We start from the raw sequence: 23,217 nt of genomic DNA, 5'->3' as shown, positions 1-23,217 counted from the left end.
GACGTAGGAAGGAGTGCAGCTCTTGCGTGAACCACCGATCCCGCCGGCCCTCATGGCCGAAGGCTTCGTCACCGCCGCTCTCCTCGAGACAGTCGAGGCGCTGGCCCGGGCCCTGAAGGCCCAGGGCGGCGACCCTTTACGGCTGCTCGACCTGATCGAGGCCCGTCTCGATGAGCATCACTTTCGAGCCGAGCAGCAGGCACGCGACTACCAGCTCGACCGGGCGGCCGAAGCCTCGACCATCACCCGGCAGCGCATCCGCGAGATTTTCGGTTCCCTGCGCGACAAGCTGGGAGCCCTGTCCGTCAACTGAGGAACCTGCCTATGGTGTGGTAACGACGATTGGCGCAGAGTGTCGCAAGCGATGACGGCAGGAGTGCGCCATGCCTCTTTTCGACGTGATCTATCGCTTCTCCAACGGCACGATCATCGCCATCTTCGTCGGCATCGCCATCGTCGCGTCAGTCCTGCTGCCGCTCATCGGCACGCGCCTCCTCAAGCAGGAGAAGGCGTCGGAACGGGCTGGATTCGCGCTCGACGCCTTCAAGCTCATCGGCCCGGTCATCGCCGTCTTCACGGCCTTCACACTGCTGCAGGCGCTCAACCGATACCGGGAGGCCGAGATCCTTGTGCAGCGTGAGGCGACCGAGATCACGCAGCTCGACCGTGCCCTGCGCCGCCTCGGTCCCGAGGCCGCGCCGGCTCGCGCAGCACTGAAAGCCTATGGCGAATCCATCGTCTCCCATGAGTGGCCGGCGCTGAAGGATGGGCGCGAGAGCTCGCAGACGCAGGCGCTCTTCAAGGAGCTCATCGACCGCGTCCACGCCGTGCACAAGCGTATGGACATCGACGCCACAACGCGCGAGGCGATCGACGACGCGATGGACGAACTCGTCGATGTCCGCTCCATGCGTCTTGGCGCGGCCGCGACGGGGCTGCCGGACATCTTCTGGCAGGTGCTCGGCTGCCTCATCGTGATGCTGGCCGCCGAGGCGCTGCTCTTCCGCTTCGACTGGAACCTCGTCGTGCCCAAGGCAGGCTATGCGGCGGCGATTGCCCTGCTCATCGCATTGCTCGTCATCCTGGACTATCCGTTCCGCGGGCATCAGAACGTCAGCCCAGACCCCATCGTGCGGGCCCTGGCGCACATCAGACAGTACTGAGCAGGTCACGCCAGCTGCGGCAGGCCGGCGATCCGGCGCAGATCGGCGACGACATCGGGCGTGGCGGCCATCACGGGCGCGCCGCGCGTCAGCGCCCCGTCCGCCACCGGGAACGGCAGCAGTGCACCGCCCGCCTCAGCCACGAGGCAATAGCCGGCGAGACAATCCCACGCATGCATGTAGGGCTCGTAATAGCCGACGAGGCGCCCCGCCGCGACATAGGCCAGCATGAGCGCGCCCGAGCCGTTGCGGACGAAATTGCCGCCCATGCCCAGCAGCCGCTCGACGACGCCGGCAAATTCCGCCGGCGGAACGTGGTGGTTGGCGCCAAGGCCGACGACGCCGTCGCGGAGGGAGCGGCCGGAGGCCACCTTCACGGGGGCATCGTTGAGCGTCGCCCCCTGCCCCTTGCCCGCGGCATAAAGCTCATCCGTGCAGGGCGCGTAGATGACGCCGACCACCGGCTCGTCGCCAGCAAGCACCGCAATGGACACGCACCAGCTTGGCATACCGTTGACGAAGGGGCTGGTGCCGTCGATGGGGTCGAGCACCCAGGTGAAGCCGGACGTGCCTTCGGAAAGTCCGTACTCCTCGCCCAGCACGCCATCCGCCGGGTGGGCCTCGGCGATGCGCGCACGCAGCGCCTCCTCGACCCGGCGGTCGGCGACGGAGACGACATCCTGCGGGTTGGCCTTGCTCTCGACGACCAGCGACTCGCGTGCGTTTAAATAGGATAGCGCCACGGCGCCCGCGTCGCGGGCGAGCGCGCGGGCAAGCGCCAGGCGTGCCTCGACCTCTGCGGTATCGACTGTCATGATGACCTCGTTGTCTCGCAAGAGGCGCGCCCTCTCACGCAGTGATGATGGCTACCCCGCGGTTGTGAAGCCCGATCGCGACGGGCGTCGTGGCGGCGAGGCTTCGATCCACGTCAGGATCGACGACATAGAGCGTTCCGACTTCGGTCTCCACCTCGTATTCGACATGGTCGCCCAGATAGGCTGCATGGCGGACGAGGCCCTGCAGTCCCGCTCCGTCGGCCGGCGCGAGGCGGATGGCATTGGGCCGGATGGCGAGCTTGGCTGGCCCCGGCTGCGCCGCGCGGCCAGGCACCCGGTGCTCGAGCGAGCCCAGCCGCACGACCGCCTCGTTGCCCTCGATGCCCACGACCTCGCAGGGCACGACATTCGCCTCGCCCATGAAGTCCGCGATGAAGGATGAGGCGGGTGTCTCATAGAGCGCACGCGGCGGCCCCTCCTGCGCGATGCGGCCTTCGTGCATGACGACGATGCGGTCGGAAACGGCGAGCGCCTCCTCCTGGTCGTGCGTCACGTAGACGGCCGTGAAGCCCAGCCGCTGCTGCAGATCGCGGATCTCGGTGCGCACGCGCCGGCGCAGGCGCGCGTCGAGGTTCGACAGTGGCTCGTCGAGAAGCAGCACCTGTGGCTCGAGCACAAGGGCGCGCGCCACAGCGACGCGCTGCTGCTGCCCCCCCGAGAGTTCCGCCGGCAGGCGGGAACCGAAACCGGCGAGGCCGACGAGGGACAGCCCCTCCTCGGCCTTCTCGCGCGCCTCCGCCTTCTTCAGACCTGAGGATTCGAGCCCGTAGGCGACGTTCTCCAGCACCGTCATGTGCGGGAAGAGCGCATAGGACTGGAAGACCATCGACACGTCGCGCTCGTTGGCCGGCAGCATGGTGACATCCTTGCCGCCGATGAAGATGCGCCCGGCCGTCGGGTGCTCCAGCCCGGCCAGCATGCGCAACGTGGTCGTCTTGCCGCAGCCTGAGGGCCCGAGCAGCGTGACGAGCGTGCCCGGCTCGATCGTCAGCGACAGGTCGTGGATCGCGGTGAAGGAGCCGAAGGTCTTGCGAACATGCTCGAAGACGACCGAGCCGGACTTCAACCCGCTCATGCGATTTTCTCCTTGATTGACTCGGCGGGCAGGGGCCTGACCCCGGCGGGCGCGGCGATGCGCGTCTCGCGGCGCAGGCGCCGCTCGCCGACCGCGAGCTGGAACCCGGCGATGATGACGAGCATCACCACGATCAGCATCGAGGAGTAGGCGATGGCCACGCCGTATTCCCCGTTCTCGACGAGGCCGACGATGTAGGCCGTGGCCATGTTGTACTTGGCGCTGACGAGGAACACGACGGCACTGATCGAGGTGATCGCCCGCACGAAGGAATAGACGAGCGCCGCCACGATCGCGGGCCTGAGCAGCGGCAGCACCACGCGGCGGATGGTGCGCCAGCTTGAGGCGCGCAGCGTGAGCGAGGCCTCGTCGAGGCTCCCGTCGATCTGCGACATGGCCGCGACGCCGCCGCGCACGCCCACCGGCATGTTGCGGAAGACGAAGCACGCGACAAGAATGAGCGCCGTACCCGTCATCTCCAGCGGCGGCATGTTGAAGGCCATGATGTAGCTGATACCGATGACCGTGCCGGGAATGGCGAAGCTCATCATCAGCGCGAACTCAAACATGTTGCGGCCGACGAACCGCTGGCGGACGATGAGATAGGCCGTCAGGAGGCCGACCGCCGCCGTCAGCGGCGCCGCGATGAGCGCGATCATCATCGTCGTCCAGAACGAATCCCAGGCAACGCCCGTCCAGGCGATCGAGCCGTCCTGCAGGGAGACGGAGAATGCGCGCGCGTAGTGGGCGAGGGTCAGCGAGTTGTCGAGGCCCCAGGTGTTCACGAAGCCGCCCACGAGGATCATGCCGTAGACGACGAGCGTGAAGATCGTCCACGGAATGACGAGCGCATTCACGCCGACGGCGAGTGCGCGCGGCAGTGCCGGGTGAATGCCGCTGTCGCCCTTGCCGGTCACGGTCGCGAAGTTCTTGCCCGTGAGCCACAGCCGCTGCGCCAGGAATGCCGATAGTGTGAAGAAGAGCAGGATGATGGCGAGCACGGCCGCGCGCGAGGGGTCCGTCTGTGCGCCGACGACGGCGAAGAAGATTTCGGTCGAGAGCACGCCGTGGCTGCCCCCCAGCACCAGGGGATTGCCGAAATCGGCCATGCTCTCGATGAAGCCGATGAGGAAGGCGTTGGCGAGGCCGGGCTTCATGAGCGGCAGGGAAACGCGCCAGAAGGTGCGTGCGCGGTCGGCCCGCAACGTCTGCGAAGCCTCCTCCATGGAGGGGCTGACGCCCTCGACGACGCCGATGAGGACCAGGAAAGAGATCGGCGTGAAGGACAGCATCTGGGCGATCCAGATGCCGGTGAGCCCGTAGAGCCAGCGCCCCGGCTCGATGCCGAAGAGGTCGGACAGGAAGGTGGTCACCACGCCGGCGCGGCCGAAGAGCAGGATGAGCGCAAGGCCGATGACGAAGGGCGGCGTGATGATCGGCAGCACCGTCAGCAGCCGCAGGCCCTTCTTGAACGGAAAGCGCGTGCGCGTGGCGACGAGCGCGAAGGCGAGTCCGAGGATGGTCGAGCCCGTCGCCGTCATCACCGCCAGCCACAGCGTACGCCAGGCGACTCCGCAGCGCGCGCCGCCCACGACACAGTCGAGGCTCCAGATCGCCGGGTCCTGGATGTTGCGCAGGAAACCTGACGGCTCGAAGGAACCGTCGATGTCCTGCACAGCGCCGACGAACATGCTCAGGACCGGGTAGAAGACGAAGACCGCGACCAGCGCGACAAGCAGGGCGATGGCCGCGATGACGAAGAAGTCACCCCGCATCACTCCCTGCTCGGCGAGCCCGACCGAGAAGAGGAAGAGGAAGGAGAGCCCGACCACGACGGCCCCCGCACCCATGGCGGGCTGGCCGATGGAAAGCGGACCGAAGAGGGCCTCGCCGATGGTCCAGCTCCAGCCGGCGAAGGTGATCGCGAAGCCCTGAAGGACGAGGAAGCCCATCCCCGCCACGCCGAGGGCGGTGAGGAGGCGGCCGCGCGCCTCACCCGCGGGCGAGAAGAAGCGGACGGCGGCGGCGGCGAGGAGCAGCGCCGCAACGACAGCGAGCCACCAGCGCCCTTCGGCGACCATCTGCACCAGACCCGGCGCCTCGTCGGCGCCGAAGGGAAACCGCGCCAGCCAGCGGAAGGCGTAGAACCCTTCCTCGATCCTGTACCAGGGCAGGAGCACGAACCCGGCGAGCCCGAGGCCGAGCGTCATGTCCACTCTGCGGTTGCGCTGCTCCATGAAAGGTTCCGTGCTGGAAAATGTCCCCGGGCTGGCCTGCTGGAGGCCGGCAGCGGCAGCAAGCGGCCCTCCCGGCTGGGGAGGAGGGACAAGGCGAGGGGCAGCCGTCCCCGTTTGTGACGGCTCGGGCCGTTCCGCCCCCGCCCCTCACCCTACCCCTCCCCTCTGAGCTGATCGGGAAAGGGCGCCCTGAATCTGTCGCGCGAGCGCGACGCTGACCCGCATCTCGCCGTCAGTTGGCGAGCGCGCCGATCTCGCGGTCCCAGCGCTGCAGCAGCGCCTTGCGCTTCTCGGGATCGCCGTAGACCTTGAAGTCGTAGTCGATGAGGCGGATCTCCTCGAACTTTGGCGCCTCCGGCGGCACTGCGGCGTTCTTGTTGGACGGCAGCTGGAAGGACTTGGCATCCTTCATCAGCGACTGGATCTCCGGCGACAGCACCCAGTCATACCACTTCTTGGCATTCTCGAGGTTGCGCGCGCCCTTCACGATCGACATGGAGCCGATCTCGTAGCCGGTGCCCTCGCAGGGAGCGACGGTCTTCACGGGGAACCCCTCGACCGCCTGTGCCACGGCGTCATGCATGAAGACGATGCCGACGGTCGTCTCGCCGCGCGCAGCCGCCTTCACCGGCGCCGAGCCGGACTTGGTGTACTGCGAGATGTTGGCATTGAGCTTCTTGAGATAGTCGAAGGCCTTGTCCTCGCCCATGATCTGCACGAGCGTGGCGAGCGCCGTATAGGCCGTGCCCGAGGAGTTGGGGTTGGCCATCTGGATCTCGCCCTTGTAGGCCGGATCGAGCAGGTCGGCCCAGCACTTGGGCTCCTTCAGCCCCTTCTTCGCCAGGATCTCGGAATTGTAGCCCCAGCCCAGGGCTCCGGCGTAGACGCCGACGGTGCGGTAATCGGCGCTCTCCGCCTGCCTGACGGCCCAGGTGTGCAGCTCGGGCAGCCGCGGCGACTTGTATTCGAGCGTCAGCCCCTCGGCCGCGGCCTGCAGATGCGGGTCGCCCGTGCCGGCCCACCACACGTCCGTCTTCGGATTGCGCGCCTCGGCCCGGATCTTTGCATAGGCCTCGCCGGAGGACATGCGCACCATGTTGACGTCGATGCCCGTGTCCTTCTCGAACCGGTTCTCGAGCAGTTCGCAGATGACGACATCGGCGGAACAGATGAGGTTGAGCGAGCCCTGGGCGAGCGCTGCCGCAGGCGTGAACTGAACAGCAGCGGCCACGGCCGCGGCAGCGACAAAACCGGAACGCATATTGTCCTCCCTCACGCGCCGCTGTATCGCGGCATCTGTCTTTGCAACCGTGTGCAAGGGTTCCACGTGCCAGCGCGGCATGTCAAGCAACATGATGGCGGGCCGTGGCACAAAATCCCGGCAGCAGCATTGCACGCTGTTGCAAGGCGGTGCATAGGAAAAGGCGTCCCGACGTCGGCTGCAGGACCATCATGCCACCGCCCCGAAAGTTCGTCAGCGCCCGCGAGGTGGCCGAACGCGCCGGCGTGTCGCGCTCGGCCGTGTCGCGTGCCTTCACGCCGGGCGCGAGCGTCTCGGAAGATACGCGCCGACGCGTTCTGGAGGCGGCAACTGCGCTCGGCTATCACGTCAACCACCTCGCCCGCGGCCTGTCGCTGAAGGAGAGCGGCATCGTCTGCCTCGTCGGCTCGGAGCTCGGTACACCCTACCGTGCCTCCCTCGTGAAGGCCATGACGCAGGCGGCGCAGGACGCCGGCAAGGTGGCGATGGTCATCAACACCGACCGCTCCGACGAAAGCGTCAGCGCCGCGCTGCGGCAGGCCCTGCACTATCGCGCCGATGCCTCGATCATCCTGTCCGGCATGCCGGACAAGTCGATCACGCGCCTGTGCCTCGAGAATGGCCAGCGAATCGTGCTGATCAACCGCGACGACGACCAGGACGGCCCGCTGCGCATCAACCTCAGGGACGGCGAGGCGGCCCGGTGCGCGCTCACCGCCTTCCTGCGCGCCGGCTGCCGGCGTCTCGCCTTCGCCAATTCCGAGGCCGGCACGCCGAGCCTGATGGCACGCGAGCGCGGCTTCCTGGCGGCGGCTGCCGCCATCGGCCTGCCGGTCACGGTGGAGCGCTTCGGCCCAAGCGTCTACGAGAGCGGTCGCGAGCTGGCGCGGCGCCTGCTCACGGCCCGCGTGCGGCCGGATGCCGTCTTCTGCGCGACGGATCTCATCGCCTGCGGCTTCCTCGACGCGGCGCGGCACGAGTTTGGCCTTGCCGTGCCGGAGGATCTGTGCGTCACCGGCTTCGACGACATCGAGCAGGCGAGCTGGTCCTCCTACAGCCTGACGACCTTCGCGCAACCGGTGGCGGAGATCGCCCGCGAAGCCTTTGCCTGGCTGCGGCTGGCGCCCGAGGAGGCCGCCCGGCGCCCTGCTGCGGTGGAGCTGGAGGCGCGGATGGTATGGCGCCGCACGGTGCGGGGCCGTCCGCCTGCGGCTCGCGCAGCCGCGCGGGCCGCCGTCGAAGCCTGACGGGTCCTGCGAGGCTTCACAAGCCCTCTGCCTGCCGCCGCTCCCGCGTCGGCATCGCCGCCACGAGCCGGCCGGCGAGCTCGCCGTCGATGATGAGGCGGTTGACGATGCCCGTCTTCAGCACGGCCTGCAGGGCGGCGGCCTTCGAGCGTCCTGCCGCGAGCATCACGACCTCGGTGCGCTTCAGGTCCTCCGGTGCGATGCCGATGGTGCGCGCATTCACACCGCATTCCACGAGCCGGCCCTCGCGGTCGAAGAACTTGCCGGCCACCTCGCAGACGGCTCCGGCCGCGGTCAGCCCCTCGAGATCGGTCCGCGACAGCAGGCCGTGGCGAAAGAGAAAGGCGTCGGGGGAGCAGTCGCCGAAGCTGATGAGATAAAAATCCGCCTCGCGGGCGAGGGCGAGCGAGGCCTGGACGGGGCGCTGGCGCAGCACGACCTCGACATCGCCCTCCTCGTCGACGACGAGCGGCGCGGGCAGGAAATAGCCCTCGCCGCTGCAGGCCTGGGCGAGGCGCACGACCTCGAAATTGTTCAGCGACACGTCCCGTGTCAGCGAGCCGAGGACGGACACGAAGCGCACGTTCTGCTTGGGAAAGGCGGTGAAGGCATCGACCACCGCCGAGACGGTGCGCCCGCAGCCGACGCCGATGGTGAGCCGCGGCGAGCCGAGGAGCCGGCGCGTCAGGTAGTTGGCGCCGGCAAGACCGACGCCCCGGCGCGCCAGCCGGTCCGCCGTCTCGTCGTCGAGGCTGCCCGTCTGCTCATCGAAGGGCGGCGTCAGGATGCACTCCTCGAGGCCGTAGCGGGCGGCGAGCCAGTCGCCGAGCGCCAGGGTCTCGCTCGTCTCGTGCTGGATGGAGATCTTGACGATGCCGGCCTCGCGCGCCTGGGCGAGCATGCGCGTGACCTTGAAGCGCGAGATCTTGAGATCACGCGCCACCTCCTCCTGGCCCTTGCCGTGGACGTAGTAGAGCCACGCCGCACGCACCATGAGGTCCTGATCACCCCGCCCCGGCTCGCTCATCGTCCCTCCCATTTTTTGCACGATCGTGCACAGATCGCACGAATTGACGATAGTCAAAAAGGCTGACATCATGAACTTGTGTGCGCGCTGCGCACGATTGTTCAGCCGCTTCGCCGGCAGCCTACTTCACCGGAAACCGTCGAAGCGCTGCATAGAAGCCGGCGCGGAATAGCACGAGAGGGGCCGTCAAGGCTCCCATCCGCAGCCGGACGGAACCAGGGATGAAGGGCGCACAAGCGCCCGCGAGGAAACGCACAACAACGGCGCCCGCCGCGACGGCGGAACGACGGCGCCGGCGGAGGAAAGGTCATGGACGGGCTGCTGAGCGGTCTCAAGACCATCGTCGATTCCCTGGGAGCGACCGTTCTGCTCCCCATCGTCATCTTCGTCATTGCCGTCGTCATGGGCGCCAAGCCGGGCCGCGCCTTCCGCGCGGGCGTGACCATCGGCGTCGCCTTCATCGGCATCAACCTCGTCGTCGGGCTCATGTTCACGAGCCTCAGCGACGTGGCACAGGCGATCGTGAAGAACACCGGCATCACGCGCGACGTGGTGGACGTCGGCTGGCCATCGGCCGCGGCCATCGCCTTCGGCTCCTCGGTCGGCCTGTGGGTGATCCCCATCGGCATCGCCGTCAATGTCCTGCTGCTGATGACGCGCATGACGCGCACGCTCAATGTCGACGTGTGGAACTTCTGGCATTTCGCCTTCATCGGCTCGCTCGTCGTCGCGGCCACCGACAGCCTCTTCTACGGTCTCGTCGCAGCCGCGCTGATGGCGGCGCTCGCCCTGCTCTTTGCCGACTGGACGGCCAAAGCTGTGCAGCGATTCTATGGGATTCCGGGTGTCTCGGTGCCGCACCTCGCCTCGGGGCAGATCCTGCCCATCGCGATTGCTGTCAACTGGGTGATCGACCGCATCCCCGGCCTCAACGCCATCAACCTCGACACTGACGTCATCCAGAAGAAGCTCGGCGTCTTCGGCGAGCCTGTCATTCTCGGTCTCGGCATCGGCCTCGTGCTCGGCGCCATCGGCTACTACGACGCGGGCGATGCCGCCACGGTGGTGAGCAAGGTGCTCAAGACGGGCATGAACCTCGCGGCGGTCATGTTCCTGCTGCCGCGCATGGTCAAGATCCTGATGGAGGGGCTCATTCCTGTCTCCGAGGCGGCGCGCAGCTTCGTCCAGAAGCGGGCCGGCGACCGGGAGATTCTCGTCGGGCTCGATTCGGCCATCCTCATCGGCCATCCGGCGGCCATCTCGAGCGCGCTCATCCTGGTGCCGATCGCCATCGTCCTGTCGATCATCCTGCCCGGCAACCGCGTCATCCTCTTCGCCGATCTCGCAGTCATCCCCTTCCTGGTCGCCATGGCCGCGCCGGTCGTTGGCGGCAACGTGCTGCGCATGGTCATCATCGGCACGGTGACGCTCGCAGTCGGCTTCTATGTCGCGACGGCGCTCGCGCCGCTCTTCACCAGCGCCGCGGTGTCGGCCGGCTTCGCGCTGCCCGAGGGCACGACGCAGATCACGAGCATCGTCGACGGCTTCCTGTGGGTGTCCTACGTGTTGGTCGAGGCGGTATCTGGGCTCGGCATTGTCGGCCTTCTGGCCGTGCTCGCGGTGATCGCGCTGTGCTTCATCGGCTTCCACCGTCGGCCGGCTGCCTGGGAGCGGCTCGCCGGCAGCGACGATCCCGCCCCCGCCCAGGCGAAGGGCGCCGCCGCCTCGCCTGCGGAGTGACGAGCCCCCATGCACGACAGCATCTTGCAGCATCTCGACCCCGAGGCGATCTGCCTCGGGGTCGAGGCCACGTCCGGCCGCGAGGTCATCAGCCTTCTTGCCGGGCGCCTCGCTGCCCTCGGCCGCGTGCGGGAGAGCTTTGCCGATGCCGTCCTCGCGCGCGAGGCGAGCATGCCGACGGGCCTGCCGCTCGGCGGCGACCTCAATATCGCCGTGCCGCACACCGATCCGGAGCACGTGGTGACGCCGTCGCTCGCGCTCGCCACGCTGGTGCGGCCCGTCAGCTTCGGCAGCATGGACGACCCCGACGAGCAGATCCCCGTCGGCGTCGTGATGATGCTGGCCCTCGCCGACAAGAACGCGCAGATCGACATGCTGCGCGAGGTGGCGGAACTCATCCAGCGGCCGGGGGCGCTCGCAGCCCTCGCCGCCGCGACATCACCGGATGACATCTTTGCGGTGCTGCGCGCCTGACGCGCGGGCGGCGGAAGGGTCCGCCTTGCCTTCGCCGCTCACGGCGGCGAGCATCGCCGAAAGGACACGGGAGGAACAAGATGCCAAGGAACAAAGTCGTCCTCGTCGCCTGCGGCACGGCCGTCGCGACATCGACGGTCGTCGCCAACGCCATCGAGGAGGAGATGCGCGAGCGCGGCATCACCGTCGACATCCGCCAGTGCAAGGCGACCGAGGTGCCGAGCCTCATCCACGACGTCGACCTCGTCGTCTCGACGACGCCGGTACCGCCGGATCTCGACAAACCGGTGATCACGACGCTCGCCTTCCTCACCGGCATCGGCAAGGACGAGGTGCTCGACAAGATCGAGGCCGCTCTGCGCGACTGAAGCCTTCCGCCTGACCCGCAAAAAAGAACCCGCCGGAAAGGCTCCGGCGGGGGTCCAGTCAGGGGAAGAAACCTTGCGGCAGACGGTTGCGCCTGCCTTCAACACTCGCTGACGATTTTCTTCGCCCGCGGAATGAGCGACGGGCTCATGGAGAGTTCGCTCACGCCCCAGCCGAGGAGCCGCGGGATCATGGCCGGCTCGCCGGCGGCCTCGCCACACACGCCGACCCTGATGCCGGCCTCCCGCGCGGCCCGGCAGGTCATCTCGATCATGGCGAGCACGGCGGGATGGTCGGCCCGGTTGAGATGCGCGAGACGGGCGTTGGTGCGGTCCGCGGCCATCGTGTACTGCGTCAGGTCGTTTGTGCCGATGGAAAAGAAGTCCACTTCGCGGGCGAGGGTGGCGGCACACAGGGCCGCTGCCGGGGTCTCCACCATGATGCCGACCTCGAGCGGCCCGGTTTCCTGCCCTTCCTCCGCAAGCTCCTGCCGGCAGGCGTCGACGATCGCCCTGGCTGCCCTCACCTCCGCGATGTCTGTGACCATCGGGAACATCACGCGCGCCGTGCCCAGGGCGGCGGCGCGCAGGATGGCCCGCAGCTGCGGCTTCAGCAGGTGCGGCCGGTCCAGGCACATGCGGATGCCGCGCCAGCCGAGGAAGGGGTTTTCCTCCCGCTCGGGCGCGATGCCGGGCAGGGCCTTGTCGCCGCCGATGTCGAGCGTGCGGAAGACGACCGCGTGCGGGCGGAACGCCTTCACCACCCGCGCATAGATGCGGAACTGCTCGTCCTCGCTCGGCAGCGTCCTGCCGTGCATGAAGAGGAACTCGGTGCGGAAGAGCCCGACGCCCATGGCGCCGAAACCGAGGGCGCCGTCGATCTCCGCCTCCGAGCCGAGATTGGCCGCCACCTCGATGACGCGACCATCGCGCGTTTTCGGCACCACATGGGTGAAGGCCGCGAGCGCACGCCGCTCCTCTTCCGCCTTCTCCAGCCGCGCCGCATAGGCCGCCGCGACGGCGGGATCGGGATTGACGACGGCAACGCCCCGCCCGCCGTCGACGGCAACCGTCCTCGCCGCCCGCAGCACTGCCTCCTCGGCCTTGACGCCGACGACGGCCGGAAAGCCGAAGGAGCGTGCGAGGATGGCGATGTGCGAGGTCGGCCCGCCCTCGCTGGTGACAAGGCCCCTGAGCAGGCGCAACGGCAGGCGGGCAAGATCGAGCGCGCTCAGATGCCCTGCTACGAGGATCGCGGGCTCGGCAAGCGCCGCAAGATCGCTCCCATCGCGTCCGAGCAGCACGTTCGCCACCTGGCGGGCGACGCCGCGCACGTCTTCGGCGCGGGCACGGAAATAGGCGTCGTCGATATGGGTGAAACGCTCGGCAAGCTCCCTGCCGACGGCGAGCACGGCGGCGACAGGGTCCTCCTGCGCCGCGATGCGCGCCTCGACGGCCTCGAGGAACTCGGGATCCTGCGCCACGTCCCTCAGCGCCGCCATGATGTCGGCGGCAGTTGCGGCCGCCGCATCGTCATCGTCGCTGCGGCGTTCAAGCATGGCGCAGACGGCCTCGACGGCACGGCGAAAGCGCAGCGTCTCGGCCTCGACCTCTCCAGCGGCGATGTGCGTGCGCCGGGGCTGTGGCTCGTGCGGCAGGTAGACGAAGGCCGGGCCGACGGCCACGCCCTCGCTGGCAGCGACGCCGACGAGCTCGCCCGGCGCAGCCGGCTCCTGCGCCGGGAGCGCGGTGGGAGCGGCACCAGCCGCCTCCTCGCGCGCTGCGGGGGTGGCCGGCGCATCCGCCTCGCCGGTGACGATGGCGGCGAGCCCTTCGACGGCTGCCTCGGCGTCCTCGCCACGGGCCCGGATGACAATCTCGTCGCCCTCCTTCACGGCCAGCAGCATGAGCTTGACCGTGCTCTTGGCATTGGCCGAGCGCCCGCCCTTGACGATTTCGATGTCCGAGACGAATCCCTTGGCGAACTGGACGACACGCGCCGCCGGGCGCGCATGCAGTCCCTCCTCCAGCTGCACAATCGCCGTCCGCTCGGCTTCCATCACCTGCTCCATACCCGCCTGCCCTGCCATTGCTCAGGCCCTCGCCAGGATCTCGATGGCGGCTCCCGGCACGAGCAGCGGCAGCACGTCCGCCCCCTCTGTCGCCTCAAGGCAGATCTCGCCCGGCCGGTCAGGGCTCACGACGCCGGAGAAGTTGAAGACGACGTGGCCCATATCGGCCACCTTCTTCCACGCCGTCTCGCCGATGGCGGTGATGGAAAACTCCCGCCCGCCAATGCGCAGCACGTCGCCCGGGCGGGGGGCGGCGCCAACCTCGCCTTCCGCCCGGTGCAACACGGCGACTTCCGCAAGTTCCGGCGGCGCCCCCTCCGCAAAGAGGATGACGACGCCGCCTTCGGCAAGATCCGCCACGTCGGGCCCGATCGTCGTGATGACCGTGCGATAGAGCAGCGTCATGGCGGTCTTCCTCCCTCAGAGCGCGAAGCTGGCGAGCCAGGCGATGACCACGGACACAGGCCCCATGATCTGGCGGCTGAGCAGCACCGCCGGCACGCCGATCTTGATGGTTTCGGGCTTCGCCTCGCCGAGCGCGAGGCCCACGGGCACGAAGTCGCAGCCGACCTGCGTGTTGTAGGCAAACAGGGCCGGCAGGGCCATGGCGGGCGGAATGGTGCCGTTGCCGATGGCCGGGCCGATGATGGCCGCGCCGATGACCTGGGCGATGACTGCGCCTGGCCCGAGCACCGGCGACAGGAACGGCAGGCCGCAGATGGCTGAGAGCACCAGTAGCCCAAAGATGTTGCCCGCCAGCGGTTCGAGCAGGTGCGCCAGCCAGTTGCCGATGCCCGTGGCGTTGATGACGCCGATGAGCATCGTCACGAAGGCCATGAACGGCAGGACGTTGCGGATGACCTGGTCGATCGAGCGCCGCCCGCTGTTGAACAGCACGCCGACCACGTGGCCCATGGAGCGGCCGATGCCGGTGATGAAGCCGACGACGCCCCCGGCATCCTCCGCCGGCATGGCGGCCCCGGCCGGCGCGGCAAAGGGGTTGGCACCGGCCGGCTGCGCGCCGGCAGCTGCCGGCGCCTCGCGGCCGTCGGCGGGGTGGATCGTGTCCACCGTCACGCCGGAGACGTAGATATCCTCCGTAATGAACTGGGCGAGCGGGCCCGACTGCCCGACGGGTGTGAGATTGACCGTGGGGATGCGCTTGCGCGGATAGACGCCGCAGCGCGCGGTGCCGCCGCAATCGACCACAACGACGGCGATCTCGCTCTCGAGCGGCGGCGAGGTGAAGCCGTCGACCGCTGTCGCGCCGGTCAACTCCGCGATGCGCCGGGCCACCTCCGGGATGCCGCCACCGGTGACGGCGACCACCTTGTCACGCTCCTCCGTCGGCTGGATGACGAGGGGGCCACCCCAGCCGCGCGCGCCACGCTCGATCCTGACGGCCTTGAACTGCCTGTTCGCCATGTCCGTGCTCCTTCCTTCGCGTTCCGAGCACGGCGGCTCAGAGCGTCACGCCTTCACGGCGCGCGATAAGCTTCGTGATCCACTCGGTGACGATGCCCTTGAGCAGGATCACCACGAGGCCGACCACGAAGTAGAAGAGCGCGAGCTTGGCGAGCGAGAAGGGGGCAGTGCCGTTCTCGACGAGCTTGGTGATGCCGGCCGCCACCCCGAGCCAGACGAAGAGCTCGCCCGGATTGGCATGCGGGAAGAGGCCGGTGATGGGGTGCACGAAGGACACCGCCGAGTCGTAGAAGGCCGGCTTGTGCTTTTCCTCAAGGAAGACGCCGAAGGTGTATGCCATCGGGTTGGTGAGGAAGAAGACGGCCAGTACCGGCAGGACGGTGTAGCGCGTGAAAGCGTTGCCCGCCGCATAGCGCGCCACCTTGTGCACGCGCTGCTCGCCCACCAGCTCGATGATGGCGTAGACCGCCGTCAGGAGCACGATCAGCGTCGGCAGGATACCCGTGACGAAGGCGACGAAAACCTTGCCGCCCTCGTTAAACACGCCGATGAAAGCCTCGGCGCCTCCAGCCAGCCATTCCAACATCGTTCACCCTCCCCAGACATTTTGCCTTGCTTCATCGTTCCCTCGCAGCGTCACCGCCGAGGGTTTCCCGGCACGTCAGGCAACGGCCGGGGTCGGCCCCGCCATGCGGGCGGACGCGGGCGCCTCCTCATCGCCGGCACGCAGCCGGTCGATCTGCTCCAGCGCCTGGCGGAAGGCCGCGGTCCGGTTGGCTGAGCTGGCGCGCGCGCCCGCACGCAGCTCGGCGGCCGGCACGCCGGCCAGCTCGGGCAGGGACACGAACTTGGCGAAGACGCTGCGCCCTTCCATGACGAGGGCCTCGCGCACCCGCTCGTCCGCACCGACGACAAGGATGGCGATGACACCGCGGCCGAAGTTCGCCTTGGCAACGCCGACGCCGACATAGCCGTCGGCCCAGCGCGTGGTGATGTCGCCGAGCACGCGGCGGTAGTGGCGCATCTGCAGATAGGTGCCGACGCTCTGGAGCGCCCACAGGACGCCCAGGACGAGCAGCGCACTTTGCCAGAAGTTCATGCCGTCCTCCCCTGATGCCGCACGTTTGTTCGTGTCTTGCACAAATGAATGTACATTTGTTTCCGTTGCCGTCAATGTGTTTGACACCGCGACAACACGGCCGCTTTCACGCGGGCGACCGGTCGCCCGCAAGCGGTGCGGTTTGCGGTATTCGCGGGATCGCGGAGCGGTGGCGATGACGCCCGGCCGGTGCGTCGCGGCACTCGAACGCCTGTCCGTCAGCCCTCGAGCAGGCCGAGCGCCGCCGGCTCGTCAGTGACGAGAACGCTCGCGGCGGTCGCCTTCAGCGCGGCGCGGATGGCGCGTACCTTGCTGTAGCCTCCGGCGGCCACGACGACCTTGGGAATGCGCCGGATGTCCTCGAGGTCGATCGCCATGATGCGGCGGTTGAAGGGATGGTCGACAACATTGCCCTCGGCATCGAGGAAATGGCACAGCACGTCGCCGACCGCGCCGGCCTCGCGCAGACTCTCGAGCTGCGAGCGCGGAAGCAGCCCCTGGCGGAAGAGCGTCGCCTCCTCGCTGACGTTGCCGACGCTGACGAGGGCGATGTCGACGCGGCGCGCCCTGTCCAGCAGCTCCTTGAGGCCCGGCTCCTCCCAGAGCAGGTTCCGCACCGTCTCGTTGGCCACGAAGATCGGCGCCGTGAGCTGGTAGCACTCGGCGCCGAAGGCGTCGGCGACCCGGCGCGCCACGGCCGAGGGGTTGATGGTGCGCGAGTGCGTGAGCCCGCCCATCAGGGAGATGACGGAGAGGTTCTCGTAGCGTCCGTTGCCGAGCGCCTTGAGGCTCATGTGCAGCGTGGCGCCCCAGCCAATGCCGATGGACATGCCATCGCGCACCTGGTCGTTAAGGTAGCTGCCAGCCGCCTGGCCGACGAGCATCGCGGTGTCCGCCTCGTCGGCAGCCGCCGGCACCACGATCGCCTCCCCGAGGCCGAGCTCGCGCACGAGGCGGCGCTCCAGCGCGATCTGCTCCGCGCCCTTGGCTTCGATGCGGATGCGGACCAGACCCTCCTCGCGCGCAGCCGCCAGCAGCCGCACGACCTTGATCCGACCGATGTTCATCGTCTGGGCAATCTGTTCCTGCGTGAGGCCCTCTACGTAGTAGAGCCACGCCGCCCTGACCTTCAGGTCGGACGAGGGCTGGATCTCGTGGCGGGCAAGCTTCTCGGCACGCATCGGCAACGATTTTCCCAATCATCCAATCGGCCGCGACAGTACGGAAAGCGTGGCCGGAGGCAAGCGCGCGGCGCCCCGTCCGATGCGCCTTGACGTCCAATCGTTCATGAATTTATGTTCGTTGCAACGTACAAATGTGCGAACGGCGGCACCTTGCAAGCCGCCACGCAGAGGGGAGCAGCCCATGGACAACAGGACGCCCGCAGGGCGCGCCAGTGACGATTCCCTCATCGAGGCCCTCCTGCGCCGCGAGCGCGAGGGCCGTCCGGTCCGCGTCGGCCTCATCGGCGTCGGCCAGATGGGCACCGACATCGTCGTACAAACCACCCAGATGCCCGGCATCGAGATCGTCGCCGCGGCCGATGCCATCGTGGAGCGGGTGAGCGAAGCCTGCGCCATCGCCGGCGGCAGCGTGCGGCAGCCGAAGACGGCGACAAGCCCTGGCGAGGTTGCGGCGACCATCAGCGAGGGCCGGCTCGCGGTTGCCCCCTCCTACGAGGCCGTCTGCGCGGCCGAGGGCGTTGACGTTGTCATCGACGCCACGGGCAACCCTAATGTCGGGGCCATGGTTGCGCTCGCCACCATCGCCGCCGGCAAGCACATCGTGATGATGAATGTCGAGGCGGACATCACCATCGGCAGCTACCTGGCGTCGAAGGCCGACGAGAAGGGCGTCGTCTACACACTGGCCGCCGGCGACGAGCCCTGCTGCACGATGGAGCTCATCAACTTTGTGCGCAGCCTCGGCTATCCCGTCGTCGCCGCCGGCAAGGGCAAGAACAACCCCCTGAAGGTCGACGCCACGCCCGACGCCTACGAGGAAGAGGCGCGCCGGCGCAACATGAACCCGCGCATGCTGGTGGAGTTCGTCGACGGCTCGAAGACGATGGTGGAGATGGTCGCCATCGCCAACGCCGCCGGGCTCGTGCCGGACGTGCCCGGCATGCACGGGCCGGCCGCGCCGCGCGAGGAGCTGCACAAGGTGCTGTGCCCGAAGGAGGACGGCGGCCTGCTGTCGCGCCGTGGCGTCGTCGACTTCTCGGTGGCGCGCGGCGTTGCACCGGGCGTCTTCGTCGTCGCTGAGATGCGCCACCCCCGCATCCGCGAGCGCATGCAGGACCTGCACCTCGGCGAGGGCCCCTACTACACCTTCTACCGGCCCTATCACCTAACCAGCATCGAGGTGCCGCTCTCGGCGGCGAATGCCGTCATCTACGGCCGCAGCCTGATGCGGCCGCTGCCGGTGCCGAGCGCGGAAGTCGGCGCCGTCGCCAAGCGCGACCTCGCCGTGGGTGAGACGCTCGATGCCATCGGTGAATACTGCTACCGCGGCATCGCTCTGTCCCGGCCCGACGCGGTCGCGCTCAAGGCGCTGCCGATCGGCCTCGCCCAGGGGGCGAAGGTTACCCGGCCCATCCGCAAGGGCGAGTACCTCACCTACGAGAACTGCGCCCCCGACGAGAGCCTGATGATTGCGAAGGTGCGCAAGGAGCACGACGCTTACATCGCCCGGCTCGAGGGCAAGTGAGAGTGCCGCCGGGCGCCCCCGCGCCCACATTGCGGCGAAAGGGTCATCGGTACGGGACGCCGACATGAGCTGCGAGTTGGAAACGCGATGAAAGCTGACACCGACACCACTGCACAGCGACCCAACCAGCGGCCGGAGCTGGCGGCCATCGACGACGAGACGATGCGGGGCGTGCTGCGCAAGATGCACCTCATCCGCAAGTTCGAGGAGGCGGCCGAGGCGAGCTACATGCGCGGCCTCATCCACGGCACCATGCACCTGTCCATCGGTCAGGAGGCGAGCGCCGTCGGCTCGACGCTGCCGCTCAAGGCGGAGGACTACATCCTCTCCACCCACCGCGGTCACGGCCACTGCATCGCCAAGGGGGCGGACCCGGCGCGCATGTTCGCCGAGTTCTTCGGCAAGGAGAACGGCTACTGCAAGGGCCGCGGCGGCTCCATGCACATCGCCGACGTCGAGGGCGGCAACCTCGGGGCCAACGGCATCGTCGGCGGCGGCCTGCCGATCGCCGTCGGCGTCGGCATGAGCATCAAGGCGCAGAAGCTCGACCGGGTGGCCGTCGTCTTCTTCGGCGACGGGGCGTCCAACGAAGGCGCCTTCCACGAGGCGCTCAACATGGCCTCGATCTGGAAGCTGCCGATCCTCTTCGTCTGCGAGAACAACAAGTACGGCATGTCGATGGACGTCAGCCGCGCCATGGCGGTGCCGAATGTCGCCGATCGTGCCGTGGCCTATGCCATGCCCGGCATCATCGTGGACGGCAACGACCTGCCGGCCGTGGCGGCCGTGGCCCGCGAGGCGGCCGAGCGGGCGCGCTCGGGCGGCGGGCCGACGCTCATCGAGTGCAAGACCTACCGCCTGCGCGGCCACTCCAAGAGCGACCGCAACCTCTACCGCACCAAGGAGGAGATCGAGGAGTGGCGCAACCGCTGCCCCATCCGCCGCCTCGAGGCCGAGCTGGTGGCACACGGGCGCTTCACGCCCGAGGAGCTGATGACCATCGAGGAGGCGGCGCAGGCGGAGATCGACGCCGCCCTCGAATTCGCCAAGGCGAGCCCTGATCCGGACCCGAAGGACCTGACCCGCGATGTCTACGCTGACTGAGGCCGCCGTGGAGAGCGCGGTGCGCGAACTCACCTATGCCGAGGCCATCCGCGAGGCGCTGGCCATCGCCATGGAGGCGGACGAGCGCGTCTTCCTCTTCGGCGAGGATGTCGGCGTCTACGGCGGCGCCTTCGGCGTCTCCGGCGATCTCGTGCACCGCTTCGGCCCCGACCGCGTTATCGACACGCCCATCAGTGAGCTCGGCATCGCGGGGGCGGCCGTCGGCGCGGCGATCACCGGCATGAGGCCGGTGCTGGAGATCCAGTTCTCGGATTTCGTCACGCTCGCCATGGAGCAGATCGTCAACCAGGCGGCCAAGATCCGCTTCATGTTCGGCGGCAAGGCCAAGGTGCCGATGGTTGTGCGCCTGCCCGGCGGCTCCGGCACCGGCGCAGCGGCCCAGCACAGCCAGAGCCTTGAGGCCTGGTTCGCCCACGTGCCGGGGCTCAAGGTCATCCAGCCGTCGACCCCGCACGACGCCAAGGGCATGCTGCTGGCGGCCATCGACGACCCCAATCCCGTCCTCATCTTCGAGCACAAGCTGCTCTACAAGACGAAGGGCCATGTGCCCGAGGGCGACTATCGCGTGCCGATCGGCAAGGCGGCCGTGCGTCGCGAGGGCCGTGACCTTACCATCGTCGGCTCGTCGATCATGGCTGTGCGCGCCGTGGCGGCCGCCGAGAAGCTGGCGCAGGAGGGCATCGACGCCGAGGTCATCGACCTGCGCAGCCTGCGCCCCATTGATTTCGACACGATCGCCGCCAGCGTGCGCAAGACGCACCGCCTCTTGGTGGTGTACGAGGGCGTGAAGACCATGGGCATCGGCGCCGAGATCTCGGCCATGATCGCCGAGAGCGATGTCTTCGACTTTCTCGACGCGCCCATCATCCGCCTCGGCGGCGCAGAGGTGCCCCTGCCCTACAACCCGGTGCTGGAGAAGGCCGCCGTGCCGCAGGAGGAGAATATCCTCGAGGCGGCGCGCCGACTTGCCAGGGGAGAAGCCTGATGCCCGTCGAGGTCATCCTCCCCAAGGTCGACATGGACATGGAGACCGGCTCCATCGAGGCCTGGAAGGTCTCCGAGGGCGATTTCGTCAAGCAGGGCGACATCCTCTTCGAGATCGGCACCAACAAGGCCGTCATGGAGGTGGAGGCACCGGCGAGCGGCATCATCCGCAACCTCGTGCCCGCCTCCGGCGAGCCAATCGCGGTGGGCACGCCCGTGGCGTGGATCTTTCTGGAGGGCGAGGACGCCAGCGACACGCCGCCGCCGCCAGCGGCGGAGACGGCAGCCGCCCCGCAGGCGCAGCAACCGCCAGCCTCCCCCTCCGGCGAGGCCGCCGCCTCCACCGCGCCGGCCTCGAACGGCCATCCTGCGCGGGCCCTCGACAGCGGCGTGCGCGCGACGCCGCTTGCCCGCCGCACGGCCCGCCTCCACGGCATCGCCATCGCCGAGGTGACGGGCTCTGGCCCGCGCGGGCGCATCACGGAGGAGGACGTGCTCGCCCATCTGGCGAAGCGGCCTGCCGAGCCGGCGCCCGTCGCGGCGCGGGCGCCCGCCGAGGCGCCCACCGAAGGGGAGCTCGTGCCCTTCGGTCCCGTGCGGCGCATCATCGCGAGCCGGCTTTCGGAGAGCATGCGGGTTGCGCCGCATTTCTACATGATGGCGCAGATCGACATGGGCGCCCTGCAAGCGCTTCTGAAGCGCGTCGGCCCACGCATCGAAAAGGCGGTGGGTGTCAGGCCGAGCCTGACGGTGCTCCTTGCGCGCGTCGTCGCCGGCATCCTGCCACGCCACCCCATGCTCAACGCCAGTGTCGAGGGGGATGCCGCCCGGCTGCACCCCACCGTCAACATCGGCATCGCCATGGAACGGGACGGCGACCTGGTGGTGCCCGTGCTGCGCGGCGCGGAGGGCAAGAACCTCGCGGAACTGACGCGCGAGTTCGGCCGCCTGCGCGAGGCAGTGGCAAACCGCACCATCCAGCCGGCGGACATGCGCGGCGGCACCTTCACGATCTCGAACCTCGGCATGTACGGGGTCGACAGCTTCACCGCCATCATCAACCAGCCTGAAAGCGCCATCCTCGCCGTCGGGCGCACCGTGGACACGCCGGTCGGCCGTGACGGACAGATCGTGCTGAGGCCGATGGCCACCTTCTCCCTGTCGTCGGACCATCGAATCGTAGACGGTGTGACGGCCGCGCGCTTCATGGCCGACCTCAGGGAAGCCATCGAGTGCCCGGAGGTGCTAATCTGATCTAACTGTCGGAAAAATCACAGGATCCATCGTCACAAAAGCAAAACCACCAGACGATAGGTATGCCAGCTCCGCGCATCGTGCGCAGCCTTGGCCCACAGTGGGAGGAAAACGATGAACACGCTGACCCGCCGTACCCTTGTCGCCGCCGGCGCGCTCGCCGCGGCCCTCGCCGCGGCGCCTGCCTTTGCCCAGGCCCCGTCCGGCAAACTCGTGCTCTACACCTCGCAGCCCGAGAAGGACGCCAGCATGACGACGGAGGCCTTCAAGAAGGCCTATCCGGGCGTCGAGGTGGAAATCTTCCGCTCCGGCACGACGGAGGTGATGGGCAAGCTCGCCGCCGAGTTCACGGCCGGCGACCCGCGCCCCGACGTCCTGTTCATCGCCGACGCCGCGAGCATGGAGATCCTGAAGAAGGACGGGCGCCTCCTGCCCTATCCCGAGGCGAAGGTCGACGGCTTCGACAAGGAGACCTACGACGCCGACAAGACCTATTTCGGCTCCAAGCTCATCACGACCGGCATCGCCTACAACACTGGCGCGGCCGAGAAGCCCACGTCCTGGAAGGATCTGACCAAACCCTCCTACAAGGGGCAGATCTCCATGCCGAGCCCGCTCTATTCCGGCGCGGCCGCCATCATGCTGAGCACGATGGTGGAGCATCCCGACCTCGGCTGGTCGTTCTACGAGGGGCTCAAGGCCAACGAGGCGGTGGCCGTGCGCGGCAACGGCGCGGTGCTGAAGTCCGTCGCCAGCGGCGAGAAGGCCTACGGCGTCCTCGTTGACTTCATGGCGCTCAACGCCAAGGCCAAGGGTTCGCCGGTCGATTTCGTCTTCCCGGCCGAGGGCGTGCCGGCCGTGACCGAGCCGGTCGCCATCCTCAAGACCACGAAGAACGAGGCGGCCGCCAAGGCGTTCGTCGACTTCATCCTCTCCGACGACGGCCAGAAGCTCGCAGCCTCCATGGGCTACGTGCCCGCCAAGGCCGGCGTCGCCAAGCCCGACTGGCTGCCGGAGGGCACCGAGATCAAGCTGATGGCGACGAACATCGCCAAGGTCGTCGAGTCGACCGAGGCGGACAAGAAGCGCTTCGCCGAGATGTTCGGCAACTGAGCCGGCCGGAT

At 68.4% G+C, this 23,217-nt stretch carries 21 protein-coding genes and 1 pseudogene; 11 read left to right on the top strand and 11 right to left on the bottom strand.

The features are described 5' to 3' along the window. The first annotated feature begins 22 nt into the window (after nt 1-22). The gene (locus HNQ73_RS15975) at nt 23-313 is read left to right on the top strand and encodes a hypothetical protein (RefSeq protein ID WP_183336096.1); all 291 of its coding nucleotides are present in this window, start codon (nt 23-25) and stop codon (nt 311-313) included. Nucleotides 314-383: 70 nt separating this feature from the next. After that, entirely contained in the window at nt 384-1,163 is a 780-nt protein-coding gene (locus HNQ73_RS15970) for a bestrophin-like domain (protein WP_183336094.1), read from the top strand. A gap of 5 nt (nt 1,164-1,168) precedes the next feature. Here HNQ73_RS15970 and HNQ73_RS15965 read toward each other — a convergent pair whose 3' ends face one another. The 4 genes from HNQ73_RS15965 to HNQ73_RS15950 all read right to left on the bottom strand — a co-directional run bounded on the left by HNQ73_RS15965 (nt 1,169) and on the right by HNQ73_RS15950 (nt 6,572). Further along, entirely contained in the window at nt 1,169-1,978 is an 810-nt protein-coding gene (locus HNQ73_RS15965) for an inositol monophosphatase family protein (protein ID WP_183336092.1), read from the bottom strand. A gap of 34 nt (nt 1,979-2,012) precedes the next feature. Then, nucleotides 2,013-3,074 (bottom strand): ABC transporter ATP-binding protein, encoded by a 1,062-nt coding sequence (locus tag HNQ73_RS15960; protein ID WP_183336090.1) that lies wholly within the window; start codon nt 3,072-3,074, stop codon nt 2,013-2,015. Next, nucleotides 3,071-5,311 carry an ABC transporter permease gene (locus HNQ73_RS15955; protein ID WP_183336088.1) on the bottom strand — a complete coding sequence of 747 codons (2,241 nt, stop codon included), beginning with the start codon at nt 5,309-5,311 and terminating at the stop codon, nt 3,071-3,073. Before HNQ73_RS15955 ends, HNQ73_RS15960 begins: the two co-directional genes overlap by 4 nt. Before the next feature lie 232 nt (nt 5,312-5,543). Beyond that, complete coding sequence (locus HNQ73_RS15950; protein ID WP_183336085.1) at nt 5,544-6,572, bottom strand: ABC transporter substrate-binding protein; 1,029 nt, start codon at nt 6,570-6,572, stop codon at nt 5,544-5,546. 191 nt (nt 6,573-6,763) lie between these two features. On the opposite strand from HNQ73_RS15950, the gene HNQ73_RS15945 reads away from it, so the two are divergent. Next, nucleotides 6,764-7,819, top strand: a complete 1,056-nt coding sequence (locus tag HNQ73_RS15945; RefSeq protein ID WP_183336083.1) for a LacI family DNA-binding transcriptional regulator — start codon at nt 6,764-6,766, stop codon at nt 7,817-7,819. 16 nt (nt 7,820-7,835) lie between these two features. On the opposite strand, the gene HNQ73_RS15940 is transcribed toward HNQ73_RS15945, so the two are convergent. Further along, a complete protein-coding gene (locus tag HNQ73_RS15940; RefSeq protein WP_183336081.1) occupies nt 7,836-8,846 on the bottom strand; it encodes a sugar-binding transcriptional regulator in 1,011 nt (336 codons plus the stop codon). A gap of 309 nt (nt 8,847-9,155) precedes the next feature. Here HNQ73_RS15940 and HNQ73_RS15935 point away from each other — a divergent pair, with 309 nt between their 5' ends. From HNQ73_RS15935 to HNQ73_RS15925, 3 genes are all read left to right on the top strand, one after another. Beyond that, nucleotides 9,156-10,586, top strand: coding sequence for a PTS galactitol transporter subunit IIC (locus HNQ73_RS15935; protein ID WP_183336080.1), 1,431 nt, complete (start codon nt 9,156-9,158; stop codon nt 10,584-10,586). 9 nt (nt 10,587-10,595) lie between these two features. Then, nucleotides 10,596-11,060 carry a PTS sugar transporter subunit IIA gene (locus HNQ73_RS15930; RefSeq protein WP_183336078.1) on the top strand — a complete coding sequence of 155 codons (465 nt, stop codon included), beginning with the start codon at nt 10,596-10,598 and terminating at the stop codon, nt 11,058-11,060. An 80-nt stretch (nt 11,061-11,140) separates the two neighbouring features. Next, on the top strand, nt 11,141-11,428 hold the full coding sequence (locus tag HNQ73_RS15925) for a PTS sugar transporter subunit IIB (protein WP_183336076.1): 288 nt from the start codon (nt 11,141-11,143) through the stop codon (nt 11,426-11,428). 98 nt (nt 11,429-11,526) lie between these two features. Here HNQ73_RS15925 and ptsP read toward each other — a convergent pair whose 3' ends face one another. The 6 genes and pseudogenes from ptsP to HNQ73_RS15895 all read right to left on the bottom strand — a co-directional run bounded on the left by ptsP (nt 11,527) and on the right by HNQ73_RS15895 (nt 17,202). Then, nucleotides 11,527-13,515, bottom strand: a complete 1,989-nt coding sequence (ptsP, locus tag HNQ73_RS15920; RefSeq protein ID WP_244650257.1) for a phosphoenolpyruvate--protein phosphotransferase — start codon at nt 13,513-13,515, stop codon at nt 11,527-11,529. A gap of 3 nt (nt 13,516-13,518) precedes the next feature. Further along, nucleotides 13,519-13,902, bottom strand: coding sequence for a PTS glucitol/sorbitol transporter subunit IIA (locus tag HNQ73_RS15915; protein WP_183336074.1), 384 nt, complete (start codon nt 13,900-13,902; stop codon nt 13,519-13,521). Nucleotides 13,903-13,917: 15 nt separating this feature from the next. Further along, the gene (gene srlE / locus HNQ73_RS15910) at nt 13,918-14,922 is read right to left on the bottom strand and encodes a PTS glucitol/sorbitol transporter subunit IIB (protein WP_183336072.1); all 1,005 of its coding nucleotides are present in this window, start codon (nt 14,920-14,922) and stop codon (nt 13,918-13,920) included. A gap of 37 nt (nt 14,923-14,959) precedes the next feature. Continuing rightward, a pseudogene (gene srlA / locus HNQ73_RS15905) lies at nt 14,960-15,478 on the bottom strand (PTS glucitol/sorbitol transporter subunit IIC); the annotation flags it as partial. A 105-nt stretch (nt 15,479-15,583) separates the two neighbouring features. Beyond that, nucleotides 15,584-16,021, bottom strand: a complete 438-nt coding sequence (locus tag HNQ73_RS15900; RefSeq protein WP_183336069.1) for a transcriptional regulator GutM — start codon at nt 16,019-16,021, stop codon at nt 15,584-15,586. Between the two features lie 218 nt (nt 16,022-16,239). Beyond that, a complete protein-coding gene (locus HNQ73_RS15895) occupies nt 16,240-17,202 on the bottom strand; it encodes a sugar-binding transcriptional regulator (RefSeq protein WP_183336067.1) in 963 nt (320 codons plus the stop codon). 184 nt (nt 17,203-17,386) lie between these two features. Between HNQ73_RS15895 and HNQ73_RS15890 the strand changes: the two genes are divergently transcribed. The 5 genes from HNQ73_RS15890 (at nt 17,387) to HNQ73_RS15870 (ending at nt 23,206) form a co-directional block, all read left to right on the top strand. Then, nucleotides 17,387-18,730 carry an NAD(P)H-dependent oxidoreductase gene (locus HNQ73_RS15890; RefSeq protein WP_244650255.1) on the top strand — a complete coding sequence of 448 codons (1,344 nt, stop codon included), beginning with the start codon at nt 17,387-17,389 and terminating at the stop codon, nt 18,728-18,730. A gap of 87 nt (nt 18,731-18,817) precedes the next feature. Beyond that, the gene (locus HNQ73_RS15885) at nt 18,818-19,834 is read left to right on the top strand and encodes a thiamine pyrophosphate-dependent dehydrogenase E1 component subunit alpha (protein ID WP_183336065.1); all 1,017 of its coding nucleotides are present in this window, start codon (nt 18,818-18,820) and stop codon (nt 19,832-19,834) included. Nucleotides 19,835-19,841: 7 nt separating this feature from the next. Then, nucleotides 19,842-20,840 (top strand): alpha-ketoacid dehydrogenase subunit beta, encoded by a 999-nt coding sequence (locus HNQ73_RS15880; protein WP_276513686.1) that lies wholly within the window; start codon nt 19,842-19,844, stop codon nt 20,838-20,840. After that, entirely contained in the window at nt 20,840-22,093 is a 1,254-nt protein-coding gene (locus HNQ73_RS15875) for a dihydrolipoamide acetyltransferase family protein (protein WP_183336061.1), read from the top strand. The genes HNQ73_RS15880 and HNQ73_RS15875 overlap by 1 nt, the downstream gene beginning before the upstream one ends. Nucleotides 22,094-22,207: 114 nt before the next feature. Next, complete coding sequence (locus HNQ73_RS15870; RefSeq protein WP_183336059.1) at nt 22,208-23,206, top strand: ABC transporter substrate-binding protein; 999 nt, start codon at nt 22,208-22,210, stop codon at nt 23,204-23,206. The last annotated feature ends 11 nt before the right edge of the window (nt 23,207-23,217 follow it).

This window comes from Chelatococcus composti, from assembly GCF_014201415.1.
Taxonomy (GTDB): domain Bacteria; phylum Pseudomonadota; class Alphaproteobacteria; order Rhizobiales; family Beijerinckiaceae; genus Chelatococcus_A; species Chelatococcus_A composti.
This window is presented reverse-complemented; position numbering and strand designations above follow the sequence as displayed.